Raw genomic sequence first — 15,699 nt, forward strand, 5'->3', positions numbered from 1 at the left:
ACTGCCGCAACGAACTGAAACTGCAGCAGCTCCTAATGCGGAACCTTGAGCGCAGGCCTAACGATCAGGCTTAACCGTTCCTTGCCATCACCCGGACCTATCGGGCGGCAGGCCCCGGCTCGGCCACCCATACGAAGTCGTCGGCCCGCCGCTCGATCCGGCCCAGGCCCGGATAGGGGAAGTGGACGGCGTACAGGCGCTGGTTTTCGCTAGCCGCGCGCTCCAGCAAGGCACGGCGGCTGGCCTCGGCGACATCGGCCCGCCCGTCGAACTGGATAGTCCAGTCCGGGCGCTGCACCGAGATCACGGAGTGATGCATGGTGTCGCCGATGTAGAGCAGGCCCTCGTTGCCCGAGGCGATCTGATAGCCGGTGTGGCCGGGTGTATGGCCCTGGATGTCGACCGCCGTCACCCCGGGCAGGACCTCGGCACCGGCGGCAAAGGTCTGCACCTTGGGCGTCAGGGCCGTGACCAGAGCGGCCATGGTCGGATCGGCTTTCAGGGCGTCCCACTCATCAGTCGTCATGCGGATGGTGGCGTTCGGAAACACCAGCTGACCCTCGCCATTGACCAGACCGCCAACGTGGTCGCCATGCGCGTGCGAGATCAGGATATCGGTGACCTGACCCGGCTGCACGCCCGCCGCAGTGAGCGACGTCAGCAGCTCGCCCTCGGTCCCCATCTGGCCGCCCGCGCCCGTGTCGAACAGCACGACCTTGTCGCCCATCTTGACCAGCAGCGGCTGGATGCTGAGGCCCAGCGTATCGGTCGGCAGGCCGTTGGCGGTCAGCAGCGCATCCACATCCGCCTTGGCCTCGCCGATCGCCAGCACCTCGCCATTGTTCGGCACCGACAGGCTGCCGTCCTGTAGGGCATAGGCGTCCAGCGCCCCGATCTTGAAGGCGAAGGCCTCGTTCGCGGCCTGGGTGCTGGCGGCGGGAGCCGCCCCCGGCGTTTCGGCGGCCTTTTCGGCGGCGGGCGGGGAGCATGCCGCCAAGGTCAGGGCCAGGGCGGAAACGGCGGTCAGGGTCAGGCGCATCATCGACTCCGGTTCGAAAAGAGAAACGCCCGCCGGATGGATCCGGCGGGCGTCGTCAGCGTCAGGCGGTGGCGGCGGCGAACAGTTCGTTGGCCTTGTTCCAGTTCACCACGGTCCAGAAGGCCTTGAGATAGTCGGGGCGGCGGTTCTGGTATTTCAGATAATAGGCGTGTTCCCACACGTCGGCGGCCAGGACGACAGCGCCCTTCTCGGCCACGTCGTCCATCAGGGGATTGTCCTGGTTCGGCGTGGAGGTAACCTTCAGCTTGCCGTCCTGCACAATCAGCCAGGCCCAGCCCGACCCGAACTGGCCGGCACCGGCGGCGTTGAAGTCTTCCTTGAACTTGTCCATCCCGCCCAGGTCGCGGTCGATGGCGGCGGCCAGTTCGGCCGAGGGCTCACCCGTTTCGCCGACGGGGGCCAGCAGCTCCCAGAACAGGGCGTGGTTCCAGTGACCGCCGCCGTTGTTGCGGATCGGCTTGGGCAGGGTGGAGATAACGGCCAGCAGCTCTTCCAGGCTCTTCCCCTGGGCGGCGGGCGTGGCGTCCACGAACTTGTTCAGATTGTCGACATAGGCCTGATGGTGCTTGTCGTGGTGGAAGGTCATCGTCTCCTTGTCGATGGCCGGCTCCAGCGCGTCATAGGCATAAGGCAGGGGGGCGAGGGTGAAGGCCATCGGGGAAGCTCCTGAGCTTTGCGGGTGTGAGGTACGGTATCTAGGTGCCCGCTCGCTGAACCCAAGTCCGAAACGGAGATTTCGTTGCGTCAGGGTGTGGGCAGGTTCGCCTTCAGACAGTCCCTGACCGCTCGGCGCTGATCGCCGTTGGCGGCGGTGAAGTCGGCTCCGTCCGCTTCGAACACGGCCCGCGTCGCCGCATCCAGCCCATTGGCGAGAGCCGCCCTCACCTTGGCCTCGCCCTTGGGATGCAGGCAGAAGCCGACCTCGCGGCACAGGGCGGCGAACAGGTCGTCGTAGTTGGGGGCAGTGTCGGTCATGGCTGTCGTCCTTCAGTCGCGCAGACGTTTGGCATGAAACGCCACATGATCCGCCATGAAACTGGCCATGAAGAAATAGGAATGGTCGTATCCGGGCTGCATGCGAAGGGTGACTGGCTGACCTGCCGCCTCGGCCGCGGCCTGCAGCAACTCCGGCTTGAGCTGGTCGGTCAGGAACTGATCGGCGTCCCCCTGATCGATCAGGATGTCGTCGTAGTGGCCCCGCGCCGCGCCCGCTTCGATCAGCAGAGCCGCGTCATGCCGCGCCCATTCGTCCCGGTCGTCGCCCAGATAGGCGGTGAAGGCCTTCTCGCCCCAGGGACAGCGCGTCGGCGACCCGATCGGGGCAAAGGCCGAGACCGAACGGAACAGGTCTGGATGCCGCAGCGCCAGCGTCAGCGCCCCGTGTCCGCCCATCGAATGGCCGCTGATCGACCGCGTCTTCGTCGTCGGAAACTGATCGTCGATCAGGGCGATCAGCTCGGAGGTGACATAGGTCTCCATCCGGAAATGCGGGGCCCAGGGTCCTTCAGTCGCATCGACATAGAAGCCCGCCCCCTGCCCCAGGTCATAGGCCGCATCGTCCGCCACGCCCTCGCCGTTCAGATCGGGGCCACGCGGCGAGGTGTCGGGGGCCACGACGATGATCCCATGCTCGGCCGCGGCCCGGTAAGCCTCGCCCTTGGTGGTGAAATTGTCTTCGGTGCACGTCAGTCCCGACAGCCATATCAGCACCGGAAAAGGGCCCTCCCCGGGAGGCACGAAGACCGACAGGGTCATGGGCGTGCCGGTCGTCGCGCTGTCATGCCTGAGATAACGCAGGGTGCCGCCGTGAGCGGCGTGGGTCTTGGTCACATCCATGATCTGGATTCACCCCCGCCGATGCACGGCACAGATCTTGTTCCCCGACGGGTCACGCAGATAGCCCAGCACCAGGGTTCCAAACGGGCCGTTGCGCTCGCCGGGCGGGTCCTCGATCGATGTGCCGCCGGCCGCCACGCCGGCGTCGTGGAACGCCTTCACGGCCTCGGCGTCGCGTGCGCCAAATCCGATGGTGCCGCCATTGGCATGGCAGGCGGGCTGGCCGTCCAGCGGCCTGGTGATGGCAAAGGCCCCGCGCGGCGTGCGCCACCAGACCCGGCCCCGGTCGTCATCCGTGCCCGCCGGAATGCCCAGCGCACCGAGGGCCGCATCGTAGAATTTGCGCGACGCCTCGATGTCGTTCGCGCCGATGGTGATGTGTGTGAACATTGTGAGCTCCGCCCTGCTATTCGATGACGCTACCTAGGTCCATTTCGAAACGCAACGGACCTCAGAACACCACAACGCTACGGATGCTCTCGCCCGCATGCATCAGGTCAAAGGCCTCGTTGATCCGCTCCAGCGGCAGGGTGTGGGTAATCATCGGGTCGATCTCGATCTTGCCGTCCATGTACCAGTCGACGATGCGCGGCGTGTCGGTGCGGCCGCGCGCGCCGCCGAAGGCCGAGCCCTTCCAGACCCGGCCGGTGACCAGCTGGAACGGGCGGGTCGAGATCTCCTTGCCCGCCTCGGCCACGCCGATGACGATGCTTTCGCCCCAGCCGCGGTGGCACGCCTCCAGCGCCTGGCGCATGACCACGGTGTTGCCGGTGCAGTCGAAGGTGTAGTCCGCCCCGCCGCCGGTCATCTCGACCAGATGGGCGACGACGTCGCTCACCTCCTTGGGATTGACGAAATGGGTCATGCCGAAGCGGCGACCCCATTCTTCCTTGTCGGCATTGATGTCGACGCCGACGATCATGTCGGCTCCGACCATCTTCAGACCCTGGATGACGTTCAGCCCGATGCCGCCCAGGCCGAAGACCACGGCATTGGCCCCCGGCTCGACCTTGGCGGTGTTGACCACCGCGCCGACGCCCGTCGTCACGCCGCAGCCGATGTAGCAGGCCTTATCGAAGGGCGCGTCCTTGCGGATCTTGGCCACTGCGATCTCGGGCAGGACGGTGTAGTTCGAGAAGGTCGAACAGCCCATGTAGTGGGCGATGGCCTGACCCTTGTAACTGAAACGGCTGGTGCCGTCCGGCATCAGCCCTTTCCCTTGCGTGGCCCGGATCGAGGTGCAGAGGTTGGTTTTGCGCGACAGGCACGACTTACACTGACGGCATTCCGGCGTGTACAGCGGGATCACGTGATCGCCGACGGCGAGCGAGGTCACGCCCGGCCCCACCTCGACCACCACGCCCGCGCCCTCGTGACCCAGGATGCTGGGGAAGATGCCCTCCGAGTCCAGCCCGTCCAGCGTATAGGCGTCGGTGTGACAGATGCCCGTCGCCTTGATCTCGATCAGCACTTCGCCTGCACGCGGCCCCTCCAGATCGACCTCGACGATCTCCAGCGGACGTTTGGCTTCGAACGCGACAGCGGCGCGGGTTTTCATTTAGCGTTTCCTTTGGGTGCGCAGTCATAGAACCGAGCCGAAAACTCGATTGTCTCGATTCCGACGTCAGAAGGCAAAGTATAATACGGCGCGATGTCCACCCTGCCCCGCAAGGTTTCACCCGGGGCCACAGCTATTGAATCATCGCCAATGATGCTGGCCAACGGCCCGCCATAGAGCCGGTAGCGGCCGCCCGCCCTAATCAGGAACGCGTCGCCTGCCATCTGCTTGTCTGGCCAGACAGTTCCCGATGTGCAAAGCGGCCTGTCCGAGCGGTTTGTCGCGCTGACCGCCGCAACGGTCCCTTGAACGGCGACCGTCAACTCGACGTCCACCCGCGCATTATCTGCCGCCCCCGATCTCCATAGGGCAATTCGTTCGGCGTTGCTCAGACCCGAAGATGGCTCGCCTTCACATCCCGCCATCGAAATTGCCAACAGAACGATGACGATGCAGGTGGAGTAGGTTTTCACGCGAAGAACCTCTCTGCGTTGCCGCTGCTGTATGACAGACCGCAGATGCTATGGAACCCCATGACCCACCGCAACCTCGTCATCCTGACCGGGGCCGGTATATCGGCCGAGAGTGGCGTGCCGACGTTTCGGGCGTCGGACGGGCTGTGGATGGGGCATCGGATCGAGGATGTGGCCACGCCCGAGGCCTTTGCGCGCGATCCGGCACAGGTGCAGGACTTCTACAATCAGCGGCGTCGTCTGCTGGCTACCGTCGTGCCCAATGCCGCGCACATCGCTTTGGCCGAACTTGCGGCGCGTTGGCAGGGCGAATTCCTGCTGGTCACCCAGAATGTCGACGACCTGCACGACCGGGCGCATGTGGAAGCGCCACCCGCTGCCGGTTTCGACCTGATCCACATGCATGGCGAACTGCTGAAGGCGCGCTGCACCGTGTCGGGCAGCGTCTCCGACTGGCCCGGCGCTCTGGCGACCGATCAGCCCTCGCCCCATCACCCGCGCGGCACCTTGCGCCCCCACATTGTCTGGTTCGGGGAGATCCCGCTTCAGATGGAGCGGATCGAGGCGGCGCTGGAGGCCTGCGACCTGTTCCTGTCCGTCGGGACCTCCGGCGCGGTCTGGTCCGCTGCCGGGTTCGTCGAGATCGCCCGGGCGGCGGGGGCGCAGACTGTGGAATTCGACCTGGCCCCGACCAGCGGCAGCCACCGCTTCGACCTGGGTCTGTATGGTCCCGCGACCCGGACCCTGCCGCCCTTCCTCGCACAGTTGAACTCAGACGCGATCGTGTAATCCGGACCATGATAGTCCCGCCCGATCAGGGTCAATGTGGAGACTCTGGCCCCCGCGCGACAGGGCGATTTCCGTCTGTAAAGCCCTTGAACCGGGTCACTGCCACCCCTTGTTAGAATTGTGCTCCGGATCAGTGTTTGCCCGGCCCGCACTGGTCTTTCTCATCGATAATGCAACGGGCAAGGCCGCCTTCAGGCCTTTGGCTGACGTACAGTCCCGCATCCAATTTCGCAGGGTGGGTGTCACCTAATTTCATGAGCGTGGGTGAAGACAATGGACCTCAGCGGATCACCCCGGTGTGCTCCAGCAGGATCATCGTCCCCAGACCGATCAGGGCCACGCCGCCGATCATCTCGGCGATCTTGCCGAACTTCAGACCAACCGCCCGTCCGATCAGCATGCCGATCGTGGTCATGACGAAGGTGGTGAAGCCGATCGCGGCGGCTATGATCCAGATGTTGGCCCCGATGAAGGCCAGACCCACGCCCACGGCAGCCGCATCGATGCTGGTGCCGATGGCCGTGGCGATCAGGGCCAGCACGCCGCGCCGCGCGGCCCTGCGCCCGTCGTCCGCCTCGACCGGCTGGAACGATTCCCACAGCATCTTGCCGCCGACCGCCGCCAGAAGACCGAAGGCGATCCAGTGATCGACCCGCTCGACGAACCCTGCCGCCGCCAGCCCCAGGGCCCAGCCGATCAGGGGGGTGATCGCCTCGATCAGGCCGAACACCAGACCGTTCCTGACGGCGGTGGAAAAGTTGGGACGATGCGCCGCCCCGCGCCCCACGGAGGCGGCAAAGGCGTCGGCCGACATGCTGAGCGACAGCACGGCGATGGAGATGGGGGTCATGGAAACGAGCACTCGCCGGACACACGGGACAGCGCGTTCACGGCCCCGCCGGTGGGGTCGCAAAGCACGCTGGTCTCGCCAGGCGGATATGAAATCCGCTGATCGCACCACGTCGCATGGGAACGACGAGTGTGTTGACGCGATCCCGGCTGATCCTTGCCGGCGGCTACTCCCCAACGGCGCGGTGACTACAGAAGCCCGCCGCGAGACGCAAGGGCAGCTCAGCCAGCGTCCTTCTTCTCCGCCGCCAGCCGCGCCAGCACCCGGCCCCGCCCTTTCGACAGCGCCGTGATCACGCCCCGGAACGTCGCCACCTCCTGGGCCGTAAAGGCAGCACGGCCCAGCATGACGCGCAGGTTCTGGCTCATCGAGCGGAACTTCTCGGGCGGATGAAAGAAGCCGGCGGCGTCCAGCTCCCGCTCCAGATGTTCGTACATGCCCAATGTCAGGGCACCGTCGGCGGGCGGCTCGGCCTCGCGGAAGTTGGGCGGGGGCGCGTCCAGCACGGTCGCCCGCCACTCATAGGCGTTGATCGCCACAGCCTGGGCCAGGTTCAGGCTCTGATGGCGCGGGTCGATGGGGATGGTGACGATGCCCTGGCACAGGGCGATGTCGGAGGTCTCCAGCCCCGCCCGTTCGCCCCCGAACAGCAGGCCGACGTTCAGCCCCGAGGCCCGGTCGTCATACAGGGTGCGCGCCGTCTCGCGCGGGGTGCGCACCGGCTGGCGTGTCTCGCGCGGGCGGGCGGTGGCGGCGTGGACGACCTGCAGATCGGCGATGGCCTCGGCCACCGTCTCGAACACCCCGACGCCCTCCAGCACCCAGTCCGCGCCCGAGGCGGTCGCCCAGGCCCGCTCCTGCGGCCAGCCATCACGGGGTGCGACCAGCCGCAGCTCCGACAGGCCGAAGTTGGCCATCACCCTGGCCACCGCCCCGATGTTCTCCGCCATCTGGGACTTGTCGAGGATGACGACCGGAGGCGTCAGGATCGAAGGCTCGGACAATCAGTCCTCGCCGTACATGGCCAGCCAGGGATCGGCCGTCCCGGCCTCGACCTCTGCGACCTTGACCGCCGGCCAGCCGATGGAGACCTCGGCAGAGGCTCGCCAGGCGGCGGTGTAGAAGTCGCGCAGCTCCGCCGCTGCTGCCGACAGACGGGCCACGGTGAAGGTCGCGCCGCGGGGGTCGCCGTCACGGAAGCCGCCGTCCTTCTCCAGCCGATAGAAGGGGGTCACCTCGGCCAGGGTGGTTTTCAGATAGGCCGGGACCCGTGCCTTCATGTCGAACCCGTCGACACGCGGCTGGGCCATGCCCGCCTCGACCAGATCAAGGCGCGCGACGCGAGCCGTGAAGGCCCCCTCGAACAGGCCGTGCGTCTGGCGCGAGGTGGTGAAGCCCTCGGGATTGGGCGTGTTCCGGTCCCAGCCATTGTAGTGGATGGTCGTATGGTGCGGCTGCGACCCGTCGCCGATGTAGTGGCCCAGCACGCCCATGTCGCGCAGGACCAGAGCCTCGCGCCGGATGCGGTCCTCACGATACCAGGCCCGTTTGCCCGGATCGGTCTCGCGCGCCTCGATGGCATTCAGCACGCGCCAATAGGCGAAGTCGCGCACCAGCTGCTGATAGCCGTAAATGATGGCATAGGGCAGATAGCCGGCCTCGTTCACCGAGCTGCCTGCGGCGATGAGGGCGGCATCGTACTGGTGCTTCAGCTCCGGCAGGGCGTCTATGGACGGACCGCCCGCGACCATGATGCGGCCGTCATCCAGCATGTCGACGAAGTGGGCCGTGTCGCGCTCGCGGTCGTGCGGCTGACCTGCGCCTTTCCAGCGGTCGGGTTCGCGCGCCAGTTCACCGACCTCGGTCGCGGCGGCCGCCGTGCGCAGGAAGGCGGGAAGATCGTCAGGCAGCGCGCGCACCGCCGCCACGCCGATCAGCCGGTGTCCGGTGTTGCCCCACGCCGAAACCACGACAGGCGCAGCCGCAACGGCCAGGGCACAGGCCGCAGCGGCGGCAACGACGAAACGCTTCATGGTCAGGCTCCCGGGATCGATAATCCCTGCCCTTAGACCATTTTCGTTGCAGGTCGAACCACGCCTCGGTTCCCGCTCACACAGGTCAGAGTTATCCACAGCTCCAGGCGGGGCGGACAGTCAATTGGCGACATCGGTAGTGGTGCGTTGCCAATACAAAAATCACGCACGCGAATGCAGAACAACGCCGCATCTTCGTCGAGCATATCCGTACAGCAAAATACACATAGACTGCGAATACTGCTTATCGGTGCGACCCACATAGTCAGCGGCACCCCACGCTGATCACTACGAACCTGTGGTTTTCCACGGCTGAATCGGGCGAGAGGTCGCAGCTAGCCCCGATGTCCGGTTTTTGCCACAATTAGAAACGACAAGCGCCGGGCCGGACGCGTCGGGACCGGTGATTCAATGAGTATCACCATGCTCGGCACAGCCGCTGCGTTCGCCCTTTTATGGGCGATGGCCTTCCCCGTTTCCGGAGAACCGGTGTCCTACGAAGCTGCGGTCGCTGCCGACCGCGCTGTCGTAACAACCGCCTCCACGACCGAAGGTTCCGACAGCGGCGATGCCGAGGCTGCCCTGACCGCCGACCAACTGGCCCACATGCAGGGCGATGCCCGCTGGAGCGCCTCGGCGCGCCTTTATCACGCCGGGGGTGGTGGAGCGACGGGCAACGATTCGCTCGGTTGCCGCCCGATCGCCATGCGGACCGTGGCCGTGGACCCCCGCTACATTCCCCGCCGCACCCGCCTGTTCATCCGCGAGACCGTGGGTCTGCGCATGGCCGACGGCACCATCCATGACGGCTACTGGTACGCGTCCGACATCGGCGGCGGCATCAAGGGCCAGAAGGTCGATCTCTATACCGGCCACGGTCGTGGCTCGATGCGCCAGGCGATGCACCTGAACATCCGCACCCTGACCATCGCCGACGCCGGCCGCTTTGACGGTTGCCCGCCGTCGTGGGACGCGACCCCCAGCCAGTCGACCCTGATGGCTTCGGCCTCGGGCTCCGTCGGGGCGTCCAACTAGAACTTTCGGCGCCCGCTGATCGTTTCGAAGAACATCCGCCAGTCGCCCATCAGACTCCACAGCGGGTATTTGAACGTGGCGGGCCGGTTCTTCTCGAAGAAGAAATGCCCGACCCAGGCAAAGCCATAGCCGATCACCGGCATGGCCAGCAGCCACCAGGCATTCAGCGTCACCAGCGCCAGGACCGCCACCCCGACCACCAGCGCCGACCCCACCACATGGATCCGCCGGCACGTCCGGTTGGAATGCTCGTGGATGTAATACGGGTAGAACTGGCTGAACGAGGCGAAACGTTCACCGGAAGCGGGCGTGTGAATGTGCGGCGTGCTCATGACCGAAATCCTGCCCCCGCTGATCCGGCACGGCAAGTGCGCAATCTGACAGACAAGAGGGCCGGTGCGAAACACCGGCCCTCTGCCTTACGCCAGGGATTTGTAAGTGGGAGGCTTATAGGCCCCAGGCGTCGCGACTCTCGTGCGGCGCTACAGCTGCGATGTCCGACCACTGAGCCAGCATGGGATCATACTGGACACTGTCCTGATCAGGGAACAGACCCGCCATGCCGTTTTCGCGGCCGAACAGATCGTCGTCCAGCGCCAGAGGCATGACGGACGGACCGCTGATTTCAGACTTCATAACAAAGTCATCCGTAGCGAAAGGAGCCGCCGCCACAATATCGGCCAGAGCGACCGTGGTGCCGTCGGAGAACCGAACATTTTCGACGCCTGACAGCTGATCGATACCGTCACGGTTGGCCGTATTGTCGGTCACCTGATAGCCATTGGCGGTTGCCACGATCGTGTAATCCGCCCGCACGCCCGACAGAACGGCGACGTCGGTTCCAGCACCACCGTTCAGGATGTCGTTGCCCATCCCGCCCGTCAGGGTGTCAGCCCCCGAACCGCCGGTGATGGTGTTGGCCTCGGCGTTGCCGCTCAGGAAGGCTCCGCCCTGACCGGCGTAGATCAGGTTCTCGACATTGGCGGCCAGGGTCGTGTTGTTGTCGGTGGTGCGCACAGTATCGATACCGCCGCCTGCCGCCTCGACGATGGTGTCGCCCACCGCCGTCAGGATATAGGTGTCGTCACCCGCACCGCCGTACAGCTCATTGGCCACGCCCGTACCGCCAATCAGAGTGTCGTTGCCGTCCAGACCCAGCAGGACATCGCGCCCAGTGGAGCCGGTGATGACATTGTCACCCGCATTGCCGAAGCCCACGTGGTCGATGGCCGAGGTGAAGGTCAGGTTCTCGACGTTGGTGGCCAGGGCGTTGTAGGTGCCCAGCGCCGTCAGCACCGTATCCGTACCTTCGCCTGCGAGTTCCACAATGGTGTCGCCTTCGTTTTCGACGATATAGGCATCATTGCCCAGACCACCGTAAATCTCGTTGGATCCGGCACCGCCCCGCAAGGTGTCGTTACCGTCCAGGCCGACCAGAACGTCATTGCCCGCGCCGCCTGTCAGGTCGTTGTCTGCCGTGCTGCCAATCAGGACGTCATTGAACGAACCGCCGACGGCGTTCTCAATGCCCGTCAGGGTGTCCGTGCCGCCCTGCCCGTCCGAGCTGGTGCCGCCGAATAGGCGCACCGTGGCCCCTGCGGTCGCCGGGCCGTAGTTGACAGTATCGATGCCGTCACCACCGATCATGATGTCGTCACCGCCACCGCCGATGAAGGTGTCGTTGCCGATCCCGCCGTCAAGGCTGTCGTTGCCGCCGCCGCCGACCAGGAAATCGTTGCCCGCACCGGTCGTGACCACATCGTCACCGGCGCCAGCATTGACGTAGTCGGCATTGTCCGTCCCGGCATAGGTGTCGGCCACGTTCGTGCCCAATGTAACCGTGCTGAACAGATTGCCGCGCTGCGCTCCGGAGACCAGATCACGTACGTCGAACAGGGCAGAGCCCTGAGCCACGAAGGTCACACCTTCATCATCGAACCGGCTGACTTCGCCGAACAGGCCGTCATTGTAGTCCTCAGACTGCATGCGCACAGCCAGTCCGCCGTCCTGGTTGGTCATGGTACCGCCGTCGTTGGCGTTGCCGTTGCCGACCTCGGCGCTGGTGAAGGTCACGCGAATGGCGCTTGAGCGATCGGAGTTGGCGTTGACGTCGATCTCGACGATATCGTCGCCTGTGCCCATGTCGGTCAGGTCGCTGCCGTCGCGCGAGATGTTGAAGCGGGCCAGGTCGTTGCCTGCGTCGCCGAAAATGATGTCATTGCCCAGACGGCCTTCCAGGATGTCGTCACCGTCGCCGCCGCGCAGGGTGTCTTTGCCTGAATCATTGCCGCCAAAGCGATCGACCTGATTCAGCGTACCGCCGCCACCGTTGTTGGACCGGTCGGTATAGCTCAGCACAACACCGTCACCGAGAAGCGTGTCGTTGCCGATCCCGCCGTCCAGGATGTCGTCTCCCGCACCGCCTTGCAGCAGATCGTCTCCGCCCTCGCCGAACAGGGTGTCGTTACCGGTGAAGGAGCGGTCGCCAACGGTGCGCGAAGCCCCGAACTTGCCGAAGATCGAACCATCGCCGTCCAGGACGTCATCGCCGTCTCCGCCGTAGAGCGTGTCGTCTCCGCCACCACCGACGCCGCGGTCGTTGCCGGCCCCCAGGCTGATGAAGTCGTTACCGGACACGATGGTGTCGCTGTTGCTGTCGGGACGGAAGAAGGTGCGGATGCTGTCGTCGCCCGAGCCCGTGGTCACCACCAGGGATTCGACGTTGGTGAAGCGCACGCTGTTGGTGCTGTTGCCGGCCGCATTGTCGAAACCATTGTCGGCAAAGTTGACGATGCCCGTCGTCGCCGATCCGTAGTTGACCAGCAGCCGGTCAAAATCCTCGCCGCCGTCGACTACGTCGCGACCCGTATTGACGCTGACGACGTCCAGGCCGCCAAGGCCGTTCAGGATGTCGTCACCTGCGGTATCCAGCAAGAAATCGTTGCCAGAAGTTCCGTTGAATGTAGGCATGTCCCACTCCCTAAACGGCACAAAGCGCGCCGATTTTTGACCTGAATTGGTCATTGGGGCAGGTAACGGAGTCTCGGTGACAATAGTTTCAGATTGGCACAATAAATCTTTAAGACTATGGCATAGCTTGTTATGTACAATGGCAATGCTTGCTATTCGGTTGCTTGCAACCGCATCTACGAATCGTTCGAGATGGTGGATGCAATTCATCATTCCGGTAACGGAAACGTGAGGTACAATGGCACTGAAGATCGGACGAATGGAGCGCTCGGACGCGGCCCTTGCCGCAGCAGTCATCTTCATGGCGGGGCGCAAGCCGTTCGGTGATCTGCCTTTCGGTCGGATGGTCGCCACCCTGTCGGCGGCGGTGCGTCGCGGCCACTATGTCCTGGCGTCGGAGAACGGACGCGTCGTGGGCTTCACCTTCTGGGCCGTAACATCCGCAGACGTCGCGCGTCGCTGGACTGAAGAGGGCTATGAGCCGACCTACGAAGAGGGTTCCGGCGGCGACACCATTGTTCTGACCATGGGCGGGGGCGAACATCCCACCGTAGCCTTGCAGGGCGTAAGGCACATAGCGGCCCTCTATCCCGGATATCCTTACCGCATGGTCCGCTTCGGACGCGGTGGACCGACCAAGGTCGGGCGGTTTCCTGGGCAAAAGGGCGGCTGAAGCCCGTTCACCATCCTCATCAGCACTGCGATAATCAAGGATGTGCACAATCGCGGCTCCAAGAAACGGAGCCGCGCCATGCAGGCCTTTTCAGTTGCCGCCTCGGGTATCGCCGCCGCCACCGCCCGCTTCGACGCCAGCGCCCGGCGCACGGCAGTCGCTCCGCTCGACAACCTGGCCGCGGAAAGCGTCGAACGCATCCAGGCGGAGGTGGCGCTGAAGGCCAATGCGGCAGTGCTGCGGTCGGCCAATGAAATGACCGGCACTCTGCTGGACATCCTGGCCTGACGTTCCAGCGCGGTCGAAATAATCAACCAGACGCGGCCTCTTCACCCTCCGCCGTAACCGCCAATCAACGGCAGGACTTCGCCAGTGATGTAACTCGACATCTGAGGTGAGGCCAGGAACACATAGGCAGGGGCCATCTCCTCGGGCTGGGCGGGGCGTTTCATGACGGTGTCGCCTCCGAACTGGGCGACCTTGTCAGCCTCCTGATCGGCGGGGTTCAGTGGCGTCCAGACCGGGCCGGGCGCGACCACGTTCACACGAATGCCGCGCGGAGCCAGATGGGTGCCCAGCGACCGGGCGAAGGCGTGAATGCCGCCCTTGGTCATCGAATAGTCCAGCAGATTCTTGCTGCCCATCATGCCGGTGACCGAACCGGTCATGACGATCGAACCGCCTGCCTTCATGTGCGGCACCGCCGCCTTCACCAGGTTGAAGTAGCCATAGAGGTTGGTCTTCAGCGTCCGGTCGAAATGCTCGAACGTCAGGTCCTCCAGCGCCTCGACATGCTGCTGGAAGGCGGCATTGGGAACCACGACGTCCAGCCGTCCGAAGGCGTCCAGCGTGGCCTTGACCGCGGCCTCGCAGAAGCGGGGATCGGAGACGTCGCCCTGCAGGAGGATGGCCCGGCGGCCCTCGGCCTCGACAGCGGCGCGGGCGTTCTCGGCATCCTTGTCCTCGTCGAGATGGCAGATGGCGACGTCGCAGCCTTCGCGTGCGAACAGGACGGCGACCGCGCGACCGATGCCGGAATCACCGCCTGTGATGATGGCCGCCATGCCATCGAGCTTGCCCGACCCTTTCCAGAACGGCGCATCGTACATCGGCGCGGGATCCAGAGCGGCCTCGTCTCCGGGCTTGGTCTGATGCTGCTTCGGAAAGGGCGGCTCGGGATAGCGCCGCGCCCCGGCCTGCATAGCCCCGCCATACTTGTCGTCAGAGCCGCCACTCGCTTTGGCGTCGATGCCGGACTGGATGTCGCGCTCCTGGTCGGCGATGCTTTCGGCACGGGGTTCGAAACGGTCGGTCATGGTGGGGCTCTCCTGTTGGCGCATCAGTTCGGGTCCCTTGAAAAGACCATGGAGCGACGCGCCGTTCCCGCGCATCATGCGTTCAGCCACACAGATGCGTGAGGAGTAGAGGCCATGCCGGGACTGGATCTGACAGAGGTGGGCGCGGCTGTCGGCCCGCTTCAGACCTGGGCTCTGCCCGCGCTGCTGGGGTTGGGGCTAGCCTCGGCGACGGGTCTGCGCACCTTTCTGCCCCTGCTGATGCTGGCCCTGGCGGCCAAGTTCGAGATGTTCGGCATCCGGCTGAATGACCAGATGGGCTGGCTGGGCTCGTGGCCGGCGATCTCGGCCCTGGCCGTCGCGGCGGTGGCGGAGTTTGCGGGTGACAAGGTCCCGGCGGTGGACCATGCGCTGAATGCCGTCGGCTATGTCACCCGACCTATTGCGGGAGCTGTGGCGGCGGGCAGCGTCTTCTGGGGTGTCGATCCCGCCACGGCGGCGGTCGCGGGCATCATTGTGGGGGCCCCCACGGCCCTGGCCTTCAACGCGGCGCAGACGGGGGTACGGGTCGGATCGACGGCCACCACCGGGGGGCTGGGCAATCCGATCGTGTCGCTGATCGAGGATGTCCTGGCGGTGCTGACGGTGATCGTGGCCTTCCTGGCCCCGGTGATCATCCCGCTGGTGCTGGTGATCCTGGCGATCGTGGTGTTCCGGCTGGCGAAGCGGATCCGCGATCGACCGGTACGCACAGCCGTCTAGACGCGGCTGATGATGGCCTTCAGCGTCTCGACCTTGGTCGGCAGGTCCGAGGCCATGCGCCCGGCCAGTTCGCGCGCGCCGACCGGATAGGCGTCGCCACCCTCGGCAATCTCGCGGGCCAGTTGCGACGCCTGCATCAGCAGGATTTCCAGCGCCTCGACCTGTTCGACGGCCAAGGCGCGAGCCTCCTGCTGGAGGCGTTTGACACGCTCGGAGGTGGTCTCCGGCTGGCGCATCAGATCATAGATTTCGGCCTCGCCGGGGACGATCCTGAGGGCGGCTTTCGAGTTGACAGGCGGCGTGTCTGACATGGCGTGGCTCCAGATGCAGACGTTAACGCGAACGCCTCATCCTCGCCACAATTC

Annotated in this window: 19 protein-coding genes and 1 riboswitch; of the genes, 5 read left to right on the top strand and 14 right to left on the bottom strand. The window is 65.2% G+C overall.

Features of this window, described 5'->3' with window-relative positions; genetic code table 11:
• Positions 1-97: 97 nt before the first annotated feature.
• From WC585_RS02675 to WC585_RS02705, 7 genes are all read right to left on the bottom strand, one after another.
• On the bottom strand, positions 98-1,042 hold the full coding sequence (locus WC585_RS02675; protein WP_373255967.1) for an MBL fold metallo-hydrolase: 945 nt from the start codon (positions 1,040-1,042) through the stop codon (positions 98-100).
• Positions 1,043-1,100: 58 nt separating this feature from the next.
• A complete protein-coding gene (locus WC585_RS02680) occupies positions 1,101-1,715 on the bottom strand; it encodes a superoxide dismutase (RefSeq protein WP_373255968.1) in 615 nt (204 codons plus the stop codon).
• An 89-nt stretch (positions 1,716-1,804) separates the two neighbouring features.
• Positions 1,805-2,035, bottom strand: coding sequence for a hypothetical protein (locus WC585_RS02685; RefSeq protein WP_373255969.1), 231 nt, complete (start codon positions 2,033-2,035; stop codon positions 1,805-1,807).
• Positions 2,036-2,047: 12 nt separating this feature from the next.
• Entirely contained in the window at positions 2,048-2,896 is an 849-nt protein-coding gene (fghA, locus tag WC585_RS02690) for an S-formylglutathione hydrolase (protein WP_373255970.1), read from the bottom strand.
• Positions 2,897-2,905: 9 nt separating this feature from the next.
• A complete protein-coding gene (locus tag WC585_RS02695) occupies positions 2,906-3,286 on the bottom strand; it encodes a VOC family protein (protein ID WP_373255971.1) in 381 nt (126 codons plus the stop codon).
• A gap of 61 nt (positions 3,287-3,347) precedes the next feature.
• Positions 3,348-4,454 carry an S-(hydroxymethyl)glutathione dehydrogenase/class III alcohol dehydrogenase gene (locus WC585_RS02700; protein ID WP_373255972.1) on the bottom strand — a complete coding sequence of 369 codons (1,107 nt, stop codon included), beginning with the start codon at positions 4,452-4,454 and terminating at the stop codon, positions 3,348-3,350.
• On the bottom strand, positions 4,451-4,927 hold the full coding sequence (locus WC585_RS02705; RefSeq protein WP_373255973.1) for a hypothetical protein: 477 nt from the start codon (positions 4,925-4,927) through the stop codon (positions 4,451-4,453). The genes WC585_RS02700 and WC585_RS02705 overlap by 4 nt, the downstream gene beginning before the upstream one ends.
• A 60-nt stretch (positions 4,928-4,987) precedes the next feature.
• Between WC585_RS02705 and WC585_RS02710 the strand changes: the two genes are divergently transcribed.
• The gene (locus WC585_RS02710) at positions 4,988-5,716 is read left to right on the top strand and encodes an NAD-dependent deacylase (protein WP_373255974.1); all 729 of its coding nucleotides are present in this window, start codon (positions 4,988-4,990) and stop codon (positions 5,714-5,716) included.
• 280 nt (positions 5,717-5,996) lie between these two features.
• Here WC585_RS02710 and WC585_RS02715 read toward each other — a convergent pair whose 3' ends face one another.
• From WC585_RS02715 to WC585_RS02725, 3 genes are all read right to left on the bottom strand, one after another.
• The gene (locus tag WC585_RS02715; RefSeq protein WP_373255975.1) at positions 5,997-6,566 is read right to left on the bottom strand and encodes a manganese efflux pump MntP family protein; all 570 of its coding nucleotides are present in this window, start codon (positions 6,564-6,566) and stop codon (positions 5,997-5,999) included.
• Positions 6,567-6,573: 7 nt separating this feature from the next.
• A riboswitch (yybP-ykoY riboswitch) is annotated at positions 6,574-6,753 on the bottom strand.
• 34 nt (positions 6,754-6,787) lie between these two features.
• On the bottom strand, positions 6,788-7,570 hold the full coding sequence (locus WC585_RS02720; RefSeq protein ID WP_373255976.1) for an RNA methyltransferase: 783 nt from the start codon (positions 7,568-7,570) through the stop codon (positions 6,788-6,790).
• Positions 7,571-8,599: a S1/P1 Nuclease gene (locus tag WC585_RS02725; RefSeq protein WP_373255977.1), complete on the bottom strand. Its 1,029-nt coding sequence runs from the start codon at positions 8,597-8,599 to the stop codon at positions 7,571-7,573.
• 423 nt (positions 8,600-9,022) lie between these two features.
• Between WC585_RS02725 and WC585_RS02730 the strand changes: the two genes are divergently transcribed.
• Positions 9,023-9,634 carry a 3D domain-containing protein gene (locus WC585_RS02730; protein WP_373255978.1) on the top strand — a complete coding sequence of 204 codons (612 nt, stop codon included), beginning with the start codon at positions 9,023-9,025 and terminating at the stop codon, positions 9,632-9,634.
• Here WC585_RS02730 and WC585_RS02735 read toward each other — a convergent pair.
• Positions 9,631-9,966, bottom strand: coding sequence for an Mpo1-like protein (locus WC585_RS02735; protein WP_373255979.1), 336 nt, complete (start codon positions 9,964-9,966; stop codon positions 9,631-9,633). The two genes, WC585_RS02730 and WC585_RS02735, sit on opposite strands and share 4 nt — an antisense overlap.
• A gap of 115 nt (positions 9,967-10,081) precedes the next feature.
• Positions 10,082-12,604 carry a beta strand repeat-containing protein gene (locus WC585_RS02740; protein WP_373255980.1) on the bottom strand — a complete coding sequence of 841 codons (2,523 nt, stop codon included), beginning with the start codon at positions 12,602-12,604 and terminating at the stop codon, positions 10,082-10,084.
• A gap of 238 nt (positions 12,605-12,842) precedes the next feature.
• Between WC585_RS02740 and WC585_RS02745 the strand changes: the two genes are divergently transcribed.
• On the top strand, positions 12,843-13,277 hold the full coding sequence (locus WC585_RS02745; protein ID WP_373255981.1) for a hypothetical protein: 435 nt from the start codon (positions 12,843-12,845) through the stop codon (positions 13,275-13,277).
• A 78-nt stretch (positions 13,278-13,355) separates the two neighbouring features.
• The gene (locus tag WC585_RS02750) at positions 13,356-13,565 is read left to right on the top strand and encodes a flagellar hook protein FlgE (protein ID WP_373255982.1); all 210 of its coding nucleotides are present in this window, start codon (positions 13,356-13,358) and stop codon (positions 13,563-13,565) included.
• Between the two features lie 41 nt (positions 13,566-13,606).
• On the opposite strand, the gene WC585_RS02755 is transcribed toward WC585_RS02750, so the two are convergent.
• Complete coding sequence (locus tag WC585_RS02755; RefSeq protein ID WP_373255983.1) at positions 13,607-14,593, bottom strand: SDR family oxidoreductase; 987 nt, start codon at positions 14,591-14,593, stop codon at positions 13,607-13,609.
• A 114-nt stretch (positions 14,594-14,707) separates the two neighbouring features.
• On the opposite strand from WC585_RS02755, the gene WC585_RS02760 reads away from it, so the two are divergent.
• The gene (locus WC585_RS02760) at positions 14,708-15,334 is read left to right on the top strand and encodes a DUF4126 domain-containing protein (protein ID WP_373255984.1); all 627 of its coding nucleotides are present in this window, start codon (positions 14,708-14,710) and stop codon (positions 15,332-15,334) included.
• Here WC585_RS02760 and WC585_RS02765 read toward each other — a convergent pair.
• A complete protein-coding gene (locus WC585_RS02765) occupies positions 15,331-15,645 on the bottom strand; it encodes a hypothetical protein (protein WP_373255985.1) in 315 nt (104 codons plus the stop codon). The two genes, WC585_RS02760 and WC585_RS02765, sit on opposite strands and share 4 nt — an antisense overlap.
• Between the last annotated feature and the right edge of the window lie 54 nt (positions 15,646-15,699).

Source organism: Brevundimonas sp. (assembly GCF_041648055.1).
Lineage (GTDB): Bacteria > Pseudomonadota > Alphaproteobacteria > Caulobacterales > Caulobacteraceae > Brevundimonas.

Excerpts from the sequence above, each read along its gene's own strand:
- WC585_RS02675 (WP_373255967.1), bottom strand. The coding sequence starts at position 1,042 with ATGATGCGCCTGACCCTGACCGCCGTTTCCGCCCTGGCCCTGACCTTG.
- WC585_RS02680 (WP_373255968.1), bottom strand. The coding sequence starts at position 1,715 with ATGGCCTTCACCCTCGCCCCCCTGCCTTATGCCTATGACGCGCTGGAG.
- WC585_RS02685 (WP_373255969.1), bottom strand. The coding sequence starts at position 2,035 with ATGACCGACACTGCCCCCAACTACGACGACCTGTTCGCCGCCCTGTGC.
- fghA (WP_373255970.1), bottom strand. The coding sequence starts at position 2,896 with ATGGATGTGACCAAGACCCACGCCGCTCACGGCGGCACCCTGCGTTAT.
- WC585_RS02695 (WP_373255971.1), bottom strand. The coding sequence starts at position 3,286 with ATGTTCACACACATCACCATCGGCGCGAACGACATCGAGGCGTCGCGC.
- WC585_RS02700 (WP_373255972.1), bottom strand. The coding sequence starts at position 4,454 with ATGAAAACCCGCGCCGCTGTCGCGTTCGAAGCCAAACGTCCGCTGGAG.
- WC585_RS02710 (WP_373255974.1), top strand. The coding sequence starts at position 4,988 with ATGACCCACCGCAACCTCGTCATCCTGACCGGGGCCGGTATATCGGCC.
- WC585_RS02715 (WP_373255975.1), bottom strand. The coding sequence starts at position 6,566 with ATGACCCCCATCTCCATCGCCGTGCTGTCGCTCAGCATGTCGGCCGAC.
- WC585_RS02725 (WP_373255977.1), bottom strand. The coding sequence starts at position 8,599 with ATGAAGCGTTTCGTCGTTGCCGCCGCTGCGGCCTGTGCCCTGGCCGTT.
- WC585_RS02730 (WP_373255978.1), top strand. The coding sequence starts at position 9,023 with ATGCTCGGCACAGCCGCTGCGTTCGCCCTTTTATGGGCGATGGCCTTC.
- WC585_RS02735 (WP_373255979.1), bottom strand. The coding sequence starts at position 9,966 with ATGAGCACGCCGCACATTCACACGCCCGCTTCCGGTGAACGTTTCGCC.
- WC585_RS02740 (WP_373255980.1), bottom strand. The coding sequence starts at position 12,604 with ATGCCTACATTCAACGGAACTTCTGGCAACGATTTCTTGCTGGATACC.
- WC585_RS02745 (WP_373255981.1), top strand. The coding sequence starts at position 12,843 with ATGGCACTGAAGATCGGACGAATGGAGCGCTCGGACGCGGCCCTTGCC.
- WC585_RS02750 (WP_373255982.1), top strand. The coding sequence starts at position 13,356 with ATGCAGGCCTTTTCAGTTGCCGCCTCGGGTATCGCCGCCGCCACCGCC.
- WC585_RS02755 (WP_373255983.1), bottom strand. The coding sequence starts at position 14,593 with ATGACCGACCGTTTCGAACCCCGTGCCGAAAGCATCGCCGACCAGGAG.
- WC585_RS02760 (WP_373255984.1), top strand. The coding sequence starts at position 14,708 with ATGCCGGGACTGGATCTGACAGAGGTGGGCGCGGCTGTCGGCCCGCTT.
- WC585_RS02765 (WP_373255985.1), bottom strand. The coding sequence starts at position 15,645 with ATGTCAGACACGCCGCCTGTCAACTCGAAAGCCGCCCTCAGGATCGTC.